We start from the raw sequence: 14,941 nt of genomic DNA, 5'->3' as shown, positions 1-14,941 counted from the left end.
GGCCGACGATCGGCTAATCGGACGCCATGGCCGCACCTCTTCTCACGCTTCGCGACGTCACGCTGACCTTCGGCGGCGCCCCTCTGCTCGAGGGCGCCGAACTGATGGTGCACGAGGGCGAACGCATCTGTCTCGTCGGGCGCAACGGCTCGGGCAAGTCGACCCTGCTCAAGGTCGCCGCCGACATCCTCCAGGCCGACGGCGGCGAACGCGTCGTGCAGGGCGGCGTCACCATCCGCTATCTGCCGCAGGAGCCGGATCTCTCGGGCTTCGCCACCACGCTCGCCTATGTCGAGGCCGGCCTCGGACCGGGCGACGACGGCCACCGCGCCCGCCTGCTGCTGGAAGACCTCGGCCTGACCGGCGACGAGGATCCGAAGACGCTGTCGGGCGGCGAGATCCGCCGCGCCGCGCTCGCCCGCGTGCTCGCACCCGAACCCGACGTGCTGCTCCTCGACGAGCCGACCAACCATCTCGACCTGCCGGCGATCGAATGGCTCGAAGCCGAGTTGAAGACGATGCGCTCGGCGCTCGTCCTGATCTCGCACGACCGGCGCTTCCTCGAGAACCTGTCGCGGGCGACCGTCTGGCTCGACCGCGGCCGGACGCGGCGGATGGATCGCGGCTTCCACGACTTCGAGGCCTGGCGCGACGACCTGCTGGAGCAGGAAGAGGCGGCGCGCCACAAGCTCGACCGCAAGATCGCGATGGAACTCGACTGGCTGCGCTACGGCGTCACCGCCCGGCGCAAGCGCAACCAGCGCCGCCTCGCCGATCTCGGCGCCCTGCGCGAGCGGCGCAAGACCGAGCGGCGGGTGCAGGGCGAGGTCAAGATGGCGCTCGCCGAGGCCGAACAGTCCGGCAAGCTGGTGATCGAGGCCAAGGGCATCGCCAAGAGCTATGACCGGCCGATCGTCGCCGACTTCTCGATGCGCATCGCCCGCGGCGACCGGATCGGCGTCGTCGGTGCCAACGGCGCCGGAAAGTCGACGCTGCTGGGGCTCCTAACCGGACGCCTCGCGCCCGACGCGGGCTCGGTGCGGATCGGCGCCAACGTCGAGATGGTGACGCTCGACCAGAAGCGCGAGGCCCTCGACCCGACCGCGAGCCTCCGCGAGACGCTGACCGGCGGCCGCGGCGACCACGTCTCGGTCGGTGGCGAGATGCGCCACGTCATCGGCTACATGAAGGACTTCCTGTTCTCGCCCGATCAGGCCAACACGCCGGTGTCGGTCCTGTCGGGCGGCGAGCGCGGCCGCCTGATGCTGGCGCGCGCGCTGGCGCGGACGGCGAACCTGATGGTGCTCGACGAGCCGACCAACGATCTCGACCTCGAGACGCTGGACCTGCTCGAGGAGATGCTCGGCGATCACCCCGGCACCGTCATCGTCGTCAGCCACGACCGCGACTTCCTCGATCGCGTCTGCTCCTCCGTGGTGATGGCGGAAGGCGACGGGCGCTGGGTCGAATATGCCGGCGGCTATTCCGACATGGTCGCCCAGCGCGGCGCCGGCGTCGCCGCCCGCCGCGTCGAGAAGGCCGAAGCCCCGGTGCGCGCGCCCAAGGCGGAGACGCCGCGGGCCGAGGAACCGGCGAAGAAGCGGCGGCTCTCCTTCAAGGAGAAGCACGCGCTCGAGACCCTGCCGGGAAAGATCGAGGCGCTGCAGAAGAAGCTCGGCGAGCTCCATGGCCTGATGGCCGACCCCGACCTCTACGCCCGCGACCCCGCCCGTTTCGACAAGGTGTCGAAGGCGGTCGACGAGACGCAGACGGCGCTGTCGGCGGCCGAGGACGAGTGGCTGGCGCTGGAGATGCTCCGCGAGGAGATCGAGGGCTGAGGGCGCGGGCGCGAGACTCTGCAGTTCGACCGTCTCGCAGAGACCCTTCATCCTGAGGTGCTCGGCAAAGCCGGGCACCTCAGGGTGAAGCCGAACAGAGGTGGTGGACGTGCAGAGACGCCGGGAATTCGGCGTCACTCCTCGTCGAGCCCGAGCCCCAGTTGCTCCGGCCGGCCCGTCGGCGGCTCCATGCCGATGTGGCGGAAGGCGGCCTGCGTCAGCATGCGGCCGCGCGGCGTGCGCTGCACGAAACCCTGCTGGATCAGATAGGGCTCGACGATCTCCTCGATCGCGTCGCGCGGCTCTGAGAGCGCCGCCGCGATCGTTTCGATGCCGACCGGCCCGCCGCCGAAGGACACCGCGATGACGTCGAGATAGCGCCGGTCGAGCTGATCGAGCCCGGCGCGGTCGACCTCGAGCCGCAACAGCGCCCGATCGGCGATCTCGCGATCGATCGCGTCCTTGCCGGCGACGATGGCGAAGTCGCGCACCCGGCGCAGCAGGCGGCCGGCGATGCGCGGCGTACCGCGCGAGCGCCGCGCGATCTCGTTGGCGCCCTCTTCCGTCATGGCGAGGCCCATCAGCCGTGCGCCGCGCTTCACGATGTATTCGAGTTCGGCGACCGTGTAGAAGTTCAGCCGGATCGGGATGCCGAAACGATCGCGCAGCGGCGTCGTCAGCAGGCCGAGGCGCGTGGTGGCGGCGACCAGCGTGAACTTCGCCAGATCGATCTTCACCGAACGCGCCGCCGGTCCCTCGCCGATGATGAGATCGAGCTGATAGTCCTCCATCGCCGGATAGAGGATTTCTTCCACCGCCGGATTGAGCCGATGGATCTCGTCGATGAAGAGGACGTCGCGTTCCTCGAGATTGGTGAGAAGGGCCGCGAGATCGCCCGCCTTGGCGATCACCGGTCCCGAGGTCGAACGGAAGTTGACGCCGAGTTCGCGCGCCACGATCTGGGCGAGCGTCGTCTTGCCGAGGCCGGGCGGGCCGACGAAGAGCACGTGGTCGAGCGCATCGCGGCGATGCTTGGCGGCCTCGATGAAGACCGAGAGGTTCTCGCGCGCCGCCTGCTGGCCGACGAAGTCGCCGAGCGCCTGCGGCCGAAGCGTCGCGTCGAGGTCCTCCTCGCGCTTCTCGCCCGATATCAGTCGCTTGGGTGTCGTCATCGAATCGTCCGTCCGCAGGCCGTCGCGCGCATCCCTAGCACGGGGCGTCGGCGGGACGAAGCGAGAACGCGAGAGGCGCGCGCCCTGCCCCCGCCCTCGGCGCGCCGACGCGGAACTTTCCACCGCCGCGACGGATTCGCCCCCTCCCGCATCGCCGTTCCGGTGTAGGATCGCCCGAACGCATCCCCAAGGAGACGCGACGATGCCCCTCTTTGCCCGGCTTTCCGCCCCGGCTTCCGCCCTCGCCTCGATCCTCGCCCTCGCCGCACCCGCCGCCGCTCAGGAAGCCGCCGCGCCGGTCCTCTCCTGCACCGGCCCGCTCGGCGCGGACACGTCCCATGCCAAGCTCGTCGCCGCCTTCGGCAAGGACAACGTCGTCTGGAAGCAGGTCGACGGCGCCGAGGGCGAGAAGATCGGCGCCACCGTCCTCTATCCCAAGGACGCCAAGAAGCGGCTCGAGTTCTTCTGGGCCGACGACAAGAAGCGCGAGAAGCTCTCCTCGGTGCGCCCGGCCCACGACAACAAGGTCGGCGCCCAGAACGGCGTCCGCCCCGGTCTCACGATCGCCGAGGTCGAGAAGCTCAACGGCAAGCCCTTCGCGCTCTCCGGCTTCGACTGGGACTACGGCGGCTCGGTCACCGACTGGAAGGGCGGCGAGCTCGACAAGCCGGCGCCGGGCGGCTGCATCGTCTCGGTGCGTTTCGCCCTGCCGGCGGGCGTTCCCGACAAGGCGGCGAGCGCGGTTGCCGGCGATCGCGAATTCGCCTCCAACGATCCGAAGATGAAGGCCGCCAAGCCGATCGTCGATTCCATCGCCTTCGGCTGGCCGGTCGAGTGATCGACCGGACGGCGTGAGCCCACCCATGTCGCGCGCCGCCCGCCTCCTCGCCCTCGTCCAGGCGCTGCGTCGTCGCCGCACCCCGGTGACGGGGGCGGAACTGGCGGCCGAACTCGGCGTGTCGCTGCGCACCGTCTATCGCGACGTGGCGACGCTCGTCGGCGAGGGCGCCGACATCGAGGGCGAGGCCGGCGTCGGCTACCTGCTGCGCTCCGGCTTCCTGCTGCCGCCGCTGATGTTCCGCGACGAGGAGATCGAGGCCTTGATGCTCGGCTCGCGCTGGGTCGCCGCCCAGACCGACGCGCGCCTCGCGCTGGCCGCCCGCGACGCCATCGCCAAGATCGCCGCCGTCCTGCCGGCCGACCGCCGCGCCGCGCTCGACGAGCCGACGCTGCTCGTCCCCACCAAACGCGCGCATCCGCCGGAAGTCGTCGACCTCGCCGAGCTGCGCCGCGCCCTGCGCGAAGAGAGGAAACTCGCCCTCGTCTACCGCGACGCCGAGGGCCGCGAGACCCGCCGCGTCGTCTGGCCGGTCGCCCTCGGCTTCATGGAGGAGACGCGGGTGCTCGCCGCCTGGTGCGAGACGCGCGGCGCCTTCCGCCATTTCCGTGTCGACCGCATGGTGACGGCGACGATCGAGGAGGCGCGTCCGCCGCGCCGCCGCCGCACCCTCGTCGCCGAATGGCGCCGTGCCGAAGGCATCGGCTCACCAAAATGAGGAAGTGCAGACTGCTGACGGAAACTGTCGGCAGCCCGTCGCATGGTGGCTCGTCCTTTCCAACACGAGGTGACACCATGACGACCGAAACCGAGACCACCATCACCCCCGGCCTGCTGATCCTCTACGTCTCCGACGTCCGCCGCTCCGCCGCCTTCTGGTGCGACCTCCTCGGCCGCGAGACGATCGACATCTCCGACACCTTCGCCATGCTGCCGCTCGCCGGCGGTCTGGCGCTCGGCCTGTGGCGCGCCGACGGCGCCCGGCCCGCGGCCTCCCACCTCGGCGGCGGCGGCGAGATCGCCGTCAGGGTCGCCTCCGACGACGCGGTCGACGCCACGCATGCCGACTGGGCCGCGCGCGGACTGACGATCGCGCAGGCGCCGACCGCCATGGACTTCGGCCGCACCTTCACCGCCCTCGACCCCGACGGCCATCGCATCCGCGTCTTCCATCCATCGGTGGACTGACACCGATCCTTCGACCGAGCGATGCGGCGGGAAACGCCGCATCGCAACATCCCCGATCTGGCGCCGCGTCATCGGCCGTGCTCTCCTGTGGCCATCAGGGGGGCGAATGAACACGGACCGGACGATCGGACATTCCACCAATCTCGTCGGTCTGCCGACGGACTATCTCGGCACCGTCGCCTTCGTCGAGGCGCCGCGCCCGGTGCATGTCGCCGGCGTCGTCGAGATGAACCGTCCGCTGTTCGAGATGCTCGACCTCGCCGAGGACCTCGAGGAGGCCGGCCGCGCCTTCTCCGCCTACATGCGGGCGATGTTCGCCATCGATCGCGAGCAGCGCGAGGGGGCCGAGAGTGGGCCGAAACGCTATCTCTCCTCCTGGCTGCGCCTCGTCGCCGGCTGGGGCTTCGATTCCAACGGGCCCGAGGGCGCCGTGCTGAAGGGCTGGGTCGAGAGCCGTTTCGGCATCTTCCCGACCTGGCACAAGGGCCCGATCACCCGCATCGGCACCGGTCGCTGGACGACCTATGTCGAGGAGAAGATGTCGAGCCGCTTCCATTCGAACTCGATCATGACGCAGCTCGACTTGCTCTACGAGTTCTGCCAGTGGGCGCTCCATCGTTTCGTCGCGCCGGGCGTCAGCCACCTGACGCTCCACCGCGGCGTCAACGACTTCGGCGAACACGTCGCGCTGCAGCGGCTCGACAAGCGCCATGCGGTCGTCCGCATGAACGCGCTCGTCTCCTTCTCCGCCGATCGCGACACCGCCGGCTGCTTCGGCGACACCATCCTGACCGCTCGCGTGCCGCTGCAGAAGGTCCTGTTCTTCTCCGGCCTGATCGCCGACCACCCGTTGAAGGGCGAAGGCGAATGGCTGGTGATCGGCGGGGATTATCCCGTCGAGACCTCGTGGTGAGGATCGCCCCATGACCACGCAGCTCTCCCCCGAGATCGCCGACCGCGCCCATGCCGCCTTCCTCGGGCTCGCGATCGGCGATGCGCTCGGCGCCACGGTCGAGTTCATGACGGCGCGCGAGATCGCGGCGGAGTACGGCGTCCACCGCGACATCGTCGGCGGCGGCTGGCTGAAGCTGAAGGCCGGCGCCGTCACCGACGACACCCAGATGTCGCTCTGCCTCGCCCGCTCGCTCACCCGGCGCGGCGGCTTCGACGCCATCGACGTCTGCGAGGAATTCGCCGCCTGGCTGCGCTCCAAGCCGCCGGACGTCGGCAACACCTGCCGGCGCGGCATCCGCCGCTACATCACCGCCGGCACCGTCGAGGGCCCCTTCGCCGAGGGTGACGCCGGCAACGGCGCCGCCATGCGCTGCCTGCCGGTGGCGCTCGCCAATCTCGAAGACGCGAGCCGCGCCGCCGCCTGGGGCATCGCCCAGGCCCACACCACCCACAACCACCCGCTCTCCGACGCCGCCACGCTGGCGCTGATCGACATGGTGCGGATCCTGGTCGCGACCGGCGACGTCGCCGCCGCCCGCGCCCGCGCCGATGCGCTCGTCGCGGCCTTCCCCAACTTCGCCTTCACCGGCTACCACGGGCCGGCGACCGCCTACATCGTCGACACGATGAAGACGGCGCTCGCCGCCTTCTTCACCGCCGCGTCGTTCGAGGCGTGCATCGTCGCCACCGTCAACCGCGGCGACGATGCCGACACCACCGGCGCCATCGCCGGCATGCTGGCGGGTGCGCGTTGGGGCACGAGCACCATCCCGAAACGTTGGCTGAAGGCGCTGGAAGCCGGCGCCCGCGCCGAGATCGCGACCGTGGTGCCGGCCCTGCTGGCGCTCTCCGCCGCCGCGCCGTGACGAGAGCGTCGCCCGCGTCGACGTGACGGTCGCCAGCCATCGACGAAACCACCGTTCGGCGCCACCATGCGCCCGACCGACGGGCCGAGTCGCCCCGTCCGCCAGCGGAGATCCGACGTGCAGCGCGTGACCCTGACCTTCGACGACGACCTGATGGGCGAGATCGACCGTTTCATGGTCACCCGCGGCTATTCCAATCGCTCGGAAGCGGTGCGCGACCTGTCGCGCGCCGGGCTCGCCCGCGGCATCGAGGTGGTCGGCGAGAGCCGTGACTGCGTCGCCTCGCTGACCTTCGTCTTCGATCCCGAGACCCGCGAACTCGCCAAGCGGCTCGCCGCCGCCTATCGCGACCGCACCGACGTCCGCGCCACCCGCCTGCAGCAACCGCTGCCCGGCGGCGAGATCCTGGAGATCGCCGCGCTCTCCGGCGACGTCGCCGCCGTCCGCGCCTTCGCCGAGGCGATCCGCGCCGAACGCGGTGTGCGGAACGGTGAACTGGTGGTCATCCCGGCGCCGACCTGAGGCCCCTCACGCCAGCGCCAGTTCCTTGAGCCCCAGGCGGATCAGCGTCTCGGTCGTGGCGTCCTCGCCGGCGCTGCGGGCAGCGGCCGCCACCGCGGCACTCGCCCGGATCTGCGGATAGCCGAGATTGACCAGGGCGGAGACTGCATCGGCGAGCGGCTTCGGCGCCGTCTTCTCGGCGATGCCGCCGGCGAGCGCGACGAGGCCCGGATCGACCGAGGCGAAGCCCGGCGTCTTGTCCTTCAGCTCCTGACAGATGCGCTCGGCGAGCTTCTTGCCGACGCCCGAGGCGCGGCAGAGCGCGGTGACGTCCTTCAGCGCGATGGCCGAGGCGAGTTCGCTCGTCCTGAGCACCGACAAGATCGCCAGCGCCACCTTGGTGCCGACGCCCTGCACCGTCGTCAGGATGCGGAACCATTCGCGTTCCTCGAGATCGGCGAAGCCGTAGAGGCGGATCATGTCCTCGCGCACGATCGTCTCGATCGACAGCACCGCCGCCTCGCCCGGCGAGGGCAGGTTCTGCAGCGTGCGGCTCGAGCAGAAGCAGACGTAGCCGACGCCGTTGACGTCGAGGATGACGAAGTCGTCGCCGTATTCGTCGACGATGCCCTTGAGCTTGCCGATCATCGATCTCTCCTCAGGCCCCGGCGATCCGCAGGGCGCGCGTCAGCGTCTGGCGATGGTGGGCGTGGCAGATGGCGATGGCGAGCGCGTCGGCCGCGTCCGCCCCCTTCCACACCGCCTTGGGCAGCAGGATCCTGACCATGTGCTGGACCTGCTCCTTGTCGGCATGCCCCGCCCCGACGATCGCCTTCTTGACGGCGTTCGGCTGATATTCGGCGACCGACAGCCCCGCCTTGGCCGGCACCAGCAGCGCCACGCCGCGCGCCTGACCGAGCTTCAGCGTCGAGGTCGGGTTGGTGTTGACGAACGTGTGCTCCACCGCCGCCTCGTCGGGCGCATGGTCGGCGACGACCGCGGCGAGCCCGTCGTGCAGCTCCACGAGGCGTCCGGCCAACTCGTCCTTGGCGGTCGAGGTGATGGTGCCGCAGGCGACGAAGGAGAGGCGGTTTCCCGCGACGTCGATCACCCCCCAGCCGGTGCGCTGGAGGCCGGGATCGATGCCGATGATTCGAACGGTCGATGTCATGCCCGCGACGCTAGCATGTTCTCGGTTCGTTTCGCAAAGGGGGAGGCGGGAGAGAGGCGGCGACAGATCCTGATTGCCGGCGCCGACATCAACACAGAATGACAAAATATAAAAGAAAATAAAAATACTAAACACGATAATTAAGTCGCGCTATATCTATCTAGCACATCACATTTAAACACCTCTTGCCTCCAGCCGTCGCATAAGAACAGACGCGATAGACAAATGATCCAGACATCCATCTATCGTATCAAGAACGATTTCATGGCCACGAGGATTTCTAATAGCCGAAATAACGCCGGAAAATATAAATTTATATCCGAGTTGCTCGTCTATTTCACTCTGCGTACCCAAATTTGTCAATTTAATTTTGGGATTAGTCTCGGAAAAAGCAGACATCATAAGAGATGAACCAGAAGAATGAAGCTGCGATAGCATTTTTACCTCGCTCTCAAGGAGCTTAAACGCTTCAAATGTAGCTTGCGCGTAGTGTCCATTGTCGAACAATTTACGAGACACCCTGCCAATTTCGGAATGTATGTTCCTCTCGTCGAATGGGTGAGAAGACGCGATCAATCCGTCGTCAGCAAGACAAAAACGCCCAGCAAGACGAACAATGCGCTCGAATTTCTTAAAATCATCACCCATCTAGTAAGTTCGCGCGAATACTTTTAAATATAGCATCATATACCTCCTGCGAGCCGTTCGCCGGAAGGTTGACTTCAACACGAACCGTTAGCGCCATATTTTTGCGAATATCACCACCCCCGGTATCATTAACATCATAAACAGGAGGAACATCCTGGACCTTCACAGAACCTTGCTTTGACTTCGCCGCTTTAGGCCGACTTGGAGACTTAGCAGGAGCAGGAGCGCTTGAACCATTCGAAGCAGAATGACCGGCCATGGACGCGAACGCCTGAAACAGACCAGCCTGACGCCCTCCAATAATCTCGCTCGTCTTATCTGTTGTTCTGAAGTACGTCGTAAGCTCCTTTCGACTCAAACTCCACACATCTTCGCCACGCAGATCAAATAAATCGCGATAAGCAGACCGCACTAAGCCTTCAAATGCCGACGTAAAGGCATCCTCACCCAACAAGAAAACATCATGACCGCTTTCCGTCCGTTTGCATTCCCCATCAATTACACCAATAAACTGAAGAGCATTAATTACATAGCTTTCATTATTTGGTGCGAGCCCGAATTTCTTGACGGTATCGGATGTCACAACAGATGGGAAGTTACGCCTGAGATGACCAATCATCTGTTCGACGCTGCCCGGGCCAGAAATATATGGATGTGTTGGCACTTTCTTGCCCTCGATTGAAAGAGAGACGGAATCACACGCCAATTGGCTTAAAGTCAGCACACATTGAGCGCATTTGCAATAACCGGTTGTATAGGAGAAATAATCTTGTAGATGATGCGGATGGTCAACGCGCGTCGACAAAAACGGGCGCCGGAGGTCTCCCTCCGGCGCCCGCCGAGATCGTCCGCGCTCCGCCTGCTCACATCGCGGCGAGCTTGGCCATCACTTCTTCGGAGATGTCGAAGTTGGTGTAGACGTTCTGCACGTCGTCGTCGTCTTCGAGCTGGCCGATGAGCTTCATCAGCGTCGTCGCCTTCTCCTCGTCGACCGGAACGGTGTTCTGCGGCCGCCAGTTGGGCTTGATCGACTCCGCCTGACCGAGCGTCGCCTCGAGCGCCTTGGAGACTTCCGAGAGGCCCTCGAAGGTGGTGACGATGACGTGGCTCTCCTCGTCGGAGACGACGTCGTCGGCACCCGCCTCGATGGCGGCCTCGAGCACCGCGTCGGCGCTGCCGGCGGAGGCCGGATAGGTGATCTCGCCGATCCGGTCGAACGAGAACGACACCGAATTGGTCTCGCCCAGCGCGCCGCCGAACTTGGTGAAGGCGGCGCGGACGTTGCCGCCGGTGCGGTTGCGGTTGTCGGTCAGCGTCTCGACGATGACCGCCGTGCCGCCCGGACCATAGCCCTCGTAGCGGACCATCTCGTAGGTCTCGGCGTCGGAGCCGGAGGCCTTCTTGATGGCGCGCTCGATGTTGTCCTTCGGCATGTTCTCGGCGCGGGCGTTGAGGATGGCGAGACGCAGCTTGGCGTTCATCCCCGGATCGCCGCCGCCGTCCTTGGCCGCCACGGTGATTTCGCGGGCGAGCTTGGAGAAGAGCTTGGAGCGGACTTTGTCCTGCTTGCCCTTCCGGTGCATGATGTTCTTGAACTGTGAATGTCCGGCCATGGTCGTCGTCTCTCGCGATCGCGGTCGTGCGGGCTCGAGCGGGAACCGCCGACGCCCGGGAATGTCGGAAAGTGCGCCCTTATAGGCGGAGGCGCGGCGAAAATCCAGCCGGGCCGAATACGCGCATCACGCCTTCGGCATCGCCTGCGACAATCGCCCGCCCAGACGCAGCGGCTCGACCCGTTTCGCAAGTCCCGTGCGCTCGTCGGTCTCGACGAAGAGGCCGCAGACCGTCGCCTCGCCGCCGGCCGGCTCGAAACGGGCGCGGCCGATCTTGGTGGTGAAGCGGTTGATCGGCTCGTCCTTCTCCATGCCGATGACGCTGTCGTAATCGCCGCACATGCCGGCATCCGACTGGAATGCCGTGCCTCCGGGCAGGATCTGGTAGTCCGCCGTCGGGACATGCGTGTGCGTGCCGACGACGAGGGAGACGCGGCCGTCGAAATGGTGCGCCATCGCCTGCTTCTCGGAGGTCGCCTCGGCATGGACGTCGAGGATGATCGCGTCGGCCTGCTCGGCGAGCGGACAGGCGGCGATCTCGCGTTCGGCCACCGCGAAGGGGTCGTCGAGCGGGTCCATGTAGATCCGCCCCATCACCGAGACCACCAGCACCCGCGCGCCGTTCCTGGCGATGTAGAGATTGGCCCCCTTGCCCGGCGTGCCGGCGGGATAGTTGGCGGGGCGCAGCAGTCGCGGCTGGCGCTCGATGAAGACCAGCGCCTCGCGCTGATCCCAGGAATGGTTGCCGAGCGTCAGCGCATCGGCGCCGGCGTCGATCAGGTCCTGCGCGATCTCCTCGGTGATGCCGAAGCCGCCGGCGGCGTTCTCGGCATTGACCACGACGAAGTCGAGCCCGAGGTCGTCGACGAGACCCGGCAGGCGCTCGAGCACCGCCTTGCGTCCGGCCTTGCCGACCACGTCGCCGAGAAAGAGAAGTCGCATGGGGTCACTCCGAAGCGGTGGTCGCCGGCCGGATCGCACCGGCCTCGGTGAGGATCAGATCGAGCGGCCGATCGTGCGGTTCCGCCGGCACCTCGTCCACCCGTTGGGTCGAAAAGGCAAGACCGATCGCCAGCCTGCGACGGCCCGCGTCGAGCCGGGCGAGCGCCCGGTCGTAATGGCCCTTGCCGTAGCCGATGCGGTGGCCGAGACCGTCGAAGGCGGCGAGCGGCACCAGCAGCACGTCGGGATCGACCACCGGCGCACTCGCCGGCGGCACCGACAGGCCGAAGGAGGCGCGCTCCAGCGCTTCGCCCTCCCGCCACAGACGGAAGACCAGGCTCTCGCCGTCGCCCAACACGACCGGCAGCGCGAGATGCGCGCCGGACGCCTCGAGCCGCCGCATCAACGGGCGCGGATCGATCTCCGAGCGGATCGGGAAATAGCCGGCGACGATGGTCCCGGCAGGAAGCGCAGGCGTCGCCGGATCGGCCGCCAATGCTTCCGCCGCACGCATGCGGAAGGCCGCGTCGAGCTCGTCGCGGCGGGCGAGGGCCGCGCGGCGGAGCGTGTCCTTGAGGGGAGCGAGGGCTGTGGGCGTGGCGGTCATCGACGGTCCGGCGGGGCGGGGTTGGTGCCCGCGTGTTCGGCGACCGGCGCCACGAAAGGGGCAGAGTGACGAAGCCACCTCGACCGGTGGAGAATTCGATCCCGGGAAACCTACGAAGTAGGTGGGCGCCGTAATGAGAAAGTCCACGGACCTCCCCAGTGACAGCTCCCGTTAGGATCGATAAGGCCCCGGGGATGCAGACTCCTGCCGCGTCGCGCAGCCTCGTCGGGATCGAATATAGGGCTTGGCGCAGCGAAGTGCCAGTGCGGGCACTGTCGCCGGCTCACATCACCGCCGCCACCACGAAGGGCAGCGCGGTATAGGAGAGCAGCGTCGAGCCGAGCACCACGCCGGCGACCTCCTCCGGCGAATTGTCGTGCATCCGCGCGAAGAGATAGTTGAAGACCGCGCTCGGCATCGAACTCTGCACCACCAGCACGCCGCGCTCCGCCCCGGTGAAGCCGAAGGCGGCGGCGATGGCGAAGCCGGTCGCGATGCCGATGCCGATCCGGAGCACCGAGACGACGAAGGCCCGCGGCAGCGCCGCCACCTCGAGCCGGGCGAGCGCCGCTCCGAGCGCCAGCAGCATCAGCGGGATGGTCGCCCCGCCGGCGAGCGAGGCGGTGTTGGCGACCCATGGCGGGATCGCCAGCCCCAGCCCGCCGACGAGGAGCGAGATCCACACCGCGTGGATGAAGGGCACCTTCAGCAGCATCGCCGGCGTGGGCCTGCCCGAGGCGATCGCCGGGCCGACGGTGAACTGGAACACCGAGGTGATGGCGAAGAAGATCGTCGCCAGCGTCAGTCCCCGTTCGCCGAAGGCGAAGAAGCAGATCGGCAGCCCCATGTTGCCGATGTTGGGAAAGACCACGGCCGGCAGATGGGTGCGCAGCCTCAGCCGCAGCGCGAGGAGTGCCGCCGTGCCGGCGAGCGCGAAGACGGCGAGGCAGACGGTCGTCGCCGTCACCATGGAAGCGACGTCGCGCCCCGGCAGCGGCGTCTTGGTCAGGGCCGAGAAGACGAGGCAGGGCGCACCCACCAGGGTGACGAGCCGAGTGACGAAGGCCTGATCGAAGGGATGCGGGCTGCGTCCCCAGAGAAAACCGGCGAGCGTCAGCACCAGCGACGGCGCCAGCACCGCCGCGAGATCGGAGACGAGTTGCAGCGACACGCGATCGATCCGTCGTTGGGGGACAACAGAAGGGCTCAGCCCTCGTCGGTCTCGTCCGGTTCGGCGCGCCGGCGCCCCAGCGCCTCGGCCACCGCGACGACGCGGCTCGCCGCCTCGTCGATCCGCCGGGCGATCTCGATCTCGACCTCGTCGCGCCGTTCGATCACCGCGGTGCGGGTCTCGCGCAGCAGGCTGTTCTCGGCCTCGAGGCTCTTCAACCGGCGCTGGGTCTCGACCAGATCGTCCATCACCGTGACGGCCGCCATCACGGTCAGCCGCTGGTCGCCGATCTCGCCGAAGGAGCCGCGCAGCCCGTGGATGATCTCGTCCACCCGCTGGGCGAGGCTCTGGAGGTGCCCCTCCTGCCCGTCCTCGCAGGCCATCCGGTAGACCCGGCCGTTGATGGTCACGTTGACCTGCGCCATGCCGCCTCGCCTCACCCGCCGTGCGCGTCGAGAACGGAGCGGATCGACTCCATCGCCGCCACCAGGCGACGCGACACTTCGCGATTGGTCTCCTCGAGGAGATTGCCCCGCGCCTTCTCCTGATCGAGGCTCTGGCCGAGGCGAGAGCGGTCGTCGGCGATCCGCGCCACCTCTTCCTCGAGCTCGAGCGTGGTCCGGTCCGCCTCGAAACGGCGTTCGACAGCCGCCTCGAGCATCTCGAGGGCCGCCGTCAGCCGACCGAGCGCCGCCTCGACGGCGGGTGCCTGAACCATCCCGACCTCCTGCGACCGACGCCGTCGCGCCCGATCGATGACGCGATGCGCCGTCACGATGCCGCCTCCGGACGCCGTCCCGGATGCGGCCAAGCGGTGCGCGCGCCCCGTCCGTCCGGCCGGAGGCACGCTTCGAACTCCGTGGAAACCGCGTGCGGAACATCCGCCCGACGCGGGATCGATCGCCTCGACCGATCGCGGCCCGCGCGATTCGTCGCGAGGCCGTCTCGGCCGGAATTTAGGCTTCCCGCGAAGGTCGGGTCAATGCGATCGCTCCGTCGTTTCGGTGCTTTCCCCGCCCTGCACATCCGGTTGCCGCCCGCGCACCGCCGCTTGCAGCGTCGCGCGCGACCGCAAGGGCGGAATGGTTCGGATTGACACCCCCGACCGACCTGCTACGAGTGCCCCGTCCTCGATTTCGGGTTCGATCCCGGCCGGTGCACCCCCATGGGATGCACGATCGTCTCCGGAGGCAAGAATTCCCGGTGCCGCCCGGCCCCCAGTGGCCCCAAGGGCGCCCGGTCCGAGTGGTCCCTCCTCGCCCGACCGCGTGACGGACGTCGAGGCCCGCTCGCAAGACGTTCGAGTGCCGATCGGGCCCTCCGGTCGGCCGGCTGATCATTCGAGAGGAGAACTCCCATGGCTGTTCGTGTCGCCATCAACGGTTTCGGTCGCATCGGTCGCAACGTGCTCCGCGCCATCGTCGAGTCCGGC

General features: G+C 67.7%; 19 protein-coding genes and 1 other RNA gene. 8 read left to right on the top strand and 12 right to left on the bottom strand.

Features of this window, described 5'->3' with window-relative positions:
- Nucleotides 1-26 precede the first annotated feature (26 nt).
- The gene (locus ACT541_RS20390; RefSeq protein ID WP_476139213.1) at nt 27-1,838 is read left to right on the top strand and encodes an ABC-F family ATP-binding cassette domain-containing protein; all 1,812 of its coding nucleotides are present in this window, start codon (nt 27-29) and stop codon (nt 1,836-1,838) included.
- A gap of 134 nt (nt 1,839-1,972) precedes the next feature.
- Here ACT541_RS20390 and ruvB read toward each other — a convergent pair whose 3' ends face one another.
- Entirely contained in the window at nt 1,973-3,010 is a 1,038-nt protein-coding gene (ruvB, locus tag ACT541_RS20385) for a Holliday junction branch migration DNA helicase RuvB (protein WP_476139211.1), read from the bottom strand.
- A 202-nt stretch (nt 3,011-3,212) separates the two neighbouring features.
- On the opposite strand from ruvB, the gene ACT541_RS20380 reads away from it, so the two are divergent.
- The 6 genes from ACT541_RS20380 to nikR all read left to right on the top strand — a co-directional run bounded on the left by ACT541_RS20380 (nt 3,213) and on the right by nikR (nt 7,378).
- Nucleotides 3,213-3,848 (top strand): hypothetical protein, encoded by a 636-nt coding sequence (locus tag ACT541_RS20380; protein WP_476139209.1) that lies wholly within the window; start codon nt 3,213-3,215, stop codon nt 3,846-3,848.
- A gap of 25 nt (nt 3,849-3,873) precedes the next feature.
- On the top strand, nt 3,874-4,566 hold the full coding sequence (locus ACT541_RS20375; RefSeq protein WP_476139207.1) for a helix-turn-helix transcriptional regulator: 693 nt from the start codon (nt 3,874-3,876) through the stop codon (nt 4,564-4,566).
- Between the two features lie 77 nt (nt 4,567-4,643).
- Nucleotides 4,644-5,036 (top strand): VOC family protein, encoded by a 393-nt coding sequence (locus ACT541_RS20370; RefSeq protein WP_476139205.1) that lies wholly within the window; start codon nt 4,644-4,646, stop codon nt 5,034-5,036.
- A 106-nt stretch (nt 5,037-5,142) separates the two neighbouring features.
- On the top strand, nt 5,143-5,949 hold the full coding sequence (locus ACT541_RS20365; protein WP_476139203.1) for an NAD(+)--dinitrogen-reductase ADP-D-ribosyltransferase: 807 nt from the start codon (nt 5,143-5,145) through the stop codon (nt 5,947-5,949).
- A 10-nt stretch (nt 5,950-5,959) separates the two neighbouring features.
- Nucleotides 5,960-6,856: an ADP-ribosyl-[dinitrogen reductase] hydrolase gene (draG, locus tag ACT541_RS20360; protein ID WP_476139201.1), complete on the top strand. Its 897-nt coding sequence runs from the start codon at nt 5,960-5,962 to the stop codon at nt 6,854-6,856.
- A gap of 117 nt (nt 6,857-6,973) precedes the next feature.
- On the top strand, nt 6,974-7,378 hold the full coding sequence (nikR, locus tag ACT541_RS20355; protein ID WP_476139199.1) for a nickel-responsive transcriptional regulator NikR: 405 nt from the start codon (nt 6,974-6,976) through the stop codon (nt 7,376-7,378).
- A 6-nt stretch (nt 7,379-7,384) separates the two neighbouring features.
- Here the strand turns inward: nikR and ruvA are convergent, their stop codons facing one another.
- From ruvA to ACT541_RS20300, 11 genes are all read right to left on the bottom strand, one after another.
- Nucleotides 7,385-8,005, bottom strand: coding sequence for a Holliday junction branch migration protein RuvA (ruvA, locus tag ACT541_RS20350; protein WP_476139197.1), 621 nt, complete (start codon nt 8,003-8,005; stop codon nt 7,385-7,387).
- A gap of 10 nt (nt 8,006-8,015) precedes the next feature.
- On the bottom strand, nt 8,016-8,528 hold the full coding sequence (ruvC, locus tag ACT541_RS20345) for a crossover junction endodeoxyribonuclease RuvC (RefSeq protein ID WP_476139195.1): 513 nt from the start codon (nt 8,526-8,528) through the stop codon (nt 8,016-8,018).
- A 174-nt stretch (nt 8,529-8,702) separates the two neighbouring features.
- Nucleotides 8,703-9,176: a TIGR02391 family protein gene (locus ACT541_RS20340; protein WP_476139193.1), complete on the bottom strand. Its 474-nt coding sequence runs from the start codon at nt 9,174-9,176 to the stop codon at nt 8,703-8,705.
- Entirely contained in the window at nt 9,169-9,840 is a 672-nt protein-coding gene (locus ACT541_RS20335) for a DUF5343 domain-containing protein (RefSeq protein WP_476139191.1), read from the bottom strand. The genes ACT541_RS20340 and ACT541_RS20335 overlap by 8 nt, the downstream gene beginning before the upstream one ends.
- A 199-nt stretch (nt 9,841-10,039) precedes the next feature.
- Nucleotides 10,040-10,789, bottom strand: a complete 750-nt coding sequence (locus ACT541_RS20330; RefSeq protein WP_476139189.1) for a YebC/PmpR family DNA-binding transcriptional regulator — start codon at nt 10,787-10,789, stop codon at nt 10,040-10,042.
- Between the two features lie 126 nt (nt 10,790-10,915).
- On the bottom strand, nt 10,916-11,731 hold the full coding sequence (locus ACT541_RS20325; protein WP_476139187.1) for a TIGR00282 family metallophosphoesterase: 816 nt from the start codon (nt 11,729-11,731) through the stop codon (nt 10,916-10,918).
- 4 nt (nt 11,732-11,735) lie between these two features.
- Complete coding sequence (locus tag ACT541_RS20320) at nt 11,736-12,338, bottom strand: 5-formyltetrahydrofolate cyclo-ligase (protein WP_476139185.1); 603 nt, start codon at nt 12,336-12,338, stop codon at nt 11,736-11,738.
- A 67-nt stretch (nt 12,339-12,405) separates the two neighbouring features.
- Nucleotides 12,406-12,564, bottom strand: a non-coding RNA gene (gene ssrS / locus ACT541_RS20315) — 6S RNA.
- A gap of 57 nt (nt 12,565-12,621) precedes the next feature.
- Nucleotides 12,622-13,509 (bottom strand): AEC family transporter, encoded by an 888-nt coding sequence (locus ACT541_RS20310; protein ID WP_476139183.1) that lies wholly within the window; start codon nt 13,507-13,509, stop codon nt 12,622-12,624.
- Nucleotides 13,510-13,544: 35 nt separating this feature from the next.
- Nucleotides 13,545-13,934: a cell division protein ZapA gene (locus ACT541_RS20305; RefSeq protein WP_476139181.1), complete on the bottom strand. Its 390-nt coding sequence runs from the start codon at nt 13,932-13,934 to the stop codon at nt 13,545-13,547.
- An 11-nt stretch (nt 13,935-13,945) separates the two neighbouring features.
- Nucleotides 13,946-14,227, bottom strand: coding sequence for a DUF4164 domain-containing protein (locus ACT541_RS20300; RefSeq protein ID WP_476139179.1), 282 nt, complete (start codon nt 14,225-14,227; stop codon nt 13,946-13,948).
- Nucleotides 14,228-14,866: 639 nt separating this feature from the next.
- Here ACT541_RS20300 and ACT541_RS20295 point away from each other — a divergent pair.
- On the top strand, nt 14,867-14,941 hold a 75-nt coding region (locus tag ACT541_RS20295), incomplete at its 3' end, for a glyceraldehyde 3-phosphate dehydrogenase NAD-binding domain-containing protein (protein WP_476139262.1).

This window comes from Pinisolibacter sp. DMC100, assembly GCF_056313705.1.
Note: the sequence above shows the minus strand (reverse complement) of the source record. Positions and strands in the feature narration are given on the sequence as shown.

Bases quoted from the DNA above. Each gene is read 5' to 3' on its own strand.
- ACT541_RS20340 (WP_476139193.1), bottom strand. From the start codon at position 9,176: ATGGGTGATGATTTTAAGAAATTCGAGCGCATTGTTCGTCTTGCTGGG.
- ACT541_RS20325 (WP_476139187.1), bottom strand. From the start codon at position 11,731: ATGCGACTTCTCTTTCTCGGCGACGTGGTCGGCAAGGCCGGACGCAAG.
- draG (WP_476139201.1), top strand. From the start codon at position 5,960: ATGACCACGCAGCTCTCCCCCGAGATCGCCGACCGCGCCCATGCCGCC.
- ACT541_RS20305 (WP_476139181.1), bottom strand. From the start codon at position 13,934: ATGGCGCAGGTCAACGTGACCATCAACGGCCGGGTCTACCGGATGGCC.
- ruvC (WP_476139195.1), bottom strand. From the start codon at position 8,528: ATGACATCGACCGTTCGAATCATCGGCATCGATCCCGGCCTCCAGCGC.
- ACT541_RS20300 (WP_476139179.1), bottom strand. From the start codon at position 14,227: ATGGTTCAGGCACCCGCCGTCGAGGCGGCGCTCGGTCGGCTGACGGCG.
- ACT541_RS20320 (WP_476139185.1), bottom strand. From the start codon at position 12,338: ATGACCGCCACGCCCACAGCCCTCGCTCCCCTCAAGGACACGCTCCGC.
- ACT541_RS20380 (WP_476139209.1), top strand. From the start codon at position 3,213: ATGCCCCTCTTTGCCCGGCTTTCCGCCCCGGCTTCCGCCCTCGCCTCG.
- ACT541_RS20365 (WP_476139203.1), top strand. From the start codon at position 5,143: ATGAACACGGACCGGACGATCGGACATTCCACCAATCTCGTCGGTCTG.
- ruvB (WP_476139211.1), bottom strand. From the start codon at position 3,010: ATGACGACACCCAAGCGACTGATATCGGGCGAGAAGCGCGAGGAGGAC.
- ACT541_RS20375 (WP_476139207.1), top strand. From the start codon at position 3,874: ATGTCGCGCGCCGCCCGCCTCCTCGCCCTCGTCCAGGCGCTGCGTCGT.
- ruvA (WP_476139197.1), bottom strand. From the start codon at position 8,005: ATGATCGGCAAGCTCAAGGGCATCGTCGACGAATACGGCGACGACTTC.
- ACT541_RS20390 (WP_476139213.1), top strand. From the start codon at position 27: ATGGCCGCACCTCTTCTCACGCTTCGCGACGTCACGCTGACCTTCGGC.
- ACT541_RS20330 (WP_476139189.1), bottom strand. From the start codon at position 10,789: ATGGCCGGACATTCACAGTTCAAGAACATCATGCACCGGAAGGGCAAG.
- ACT541_RS20370 (WP_476139205.1), top strand. From the start codon at position 4,644: ATGACGACCGAAACCGAGACCACCATCACCCCCGGCCTGCTGATCCTC.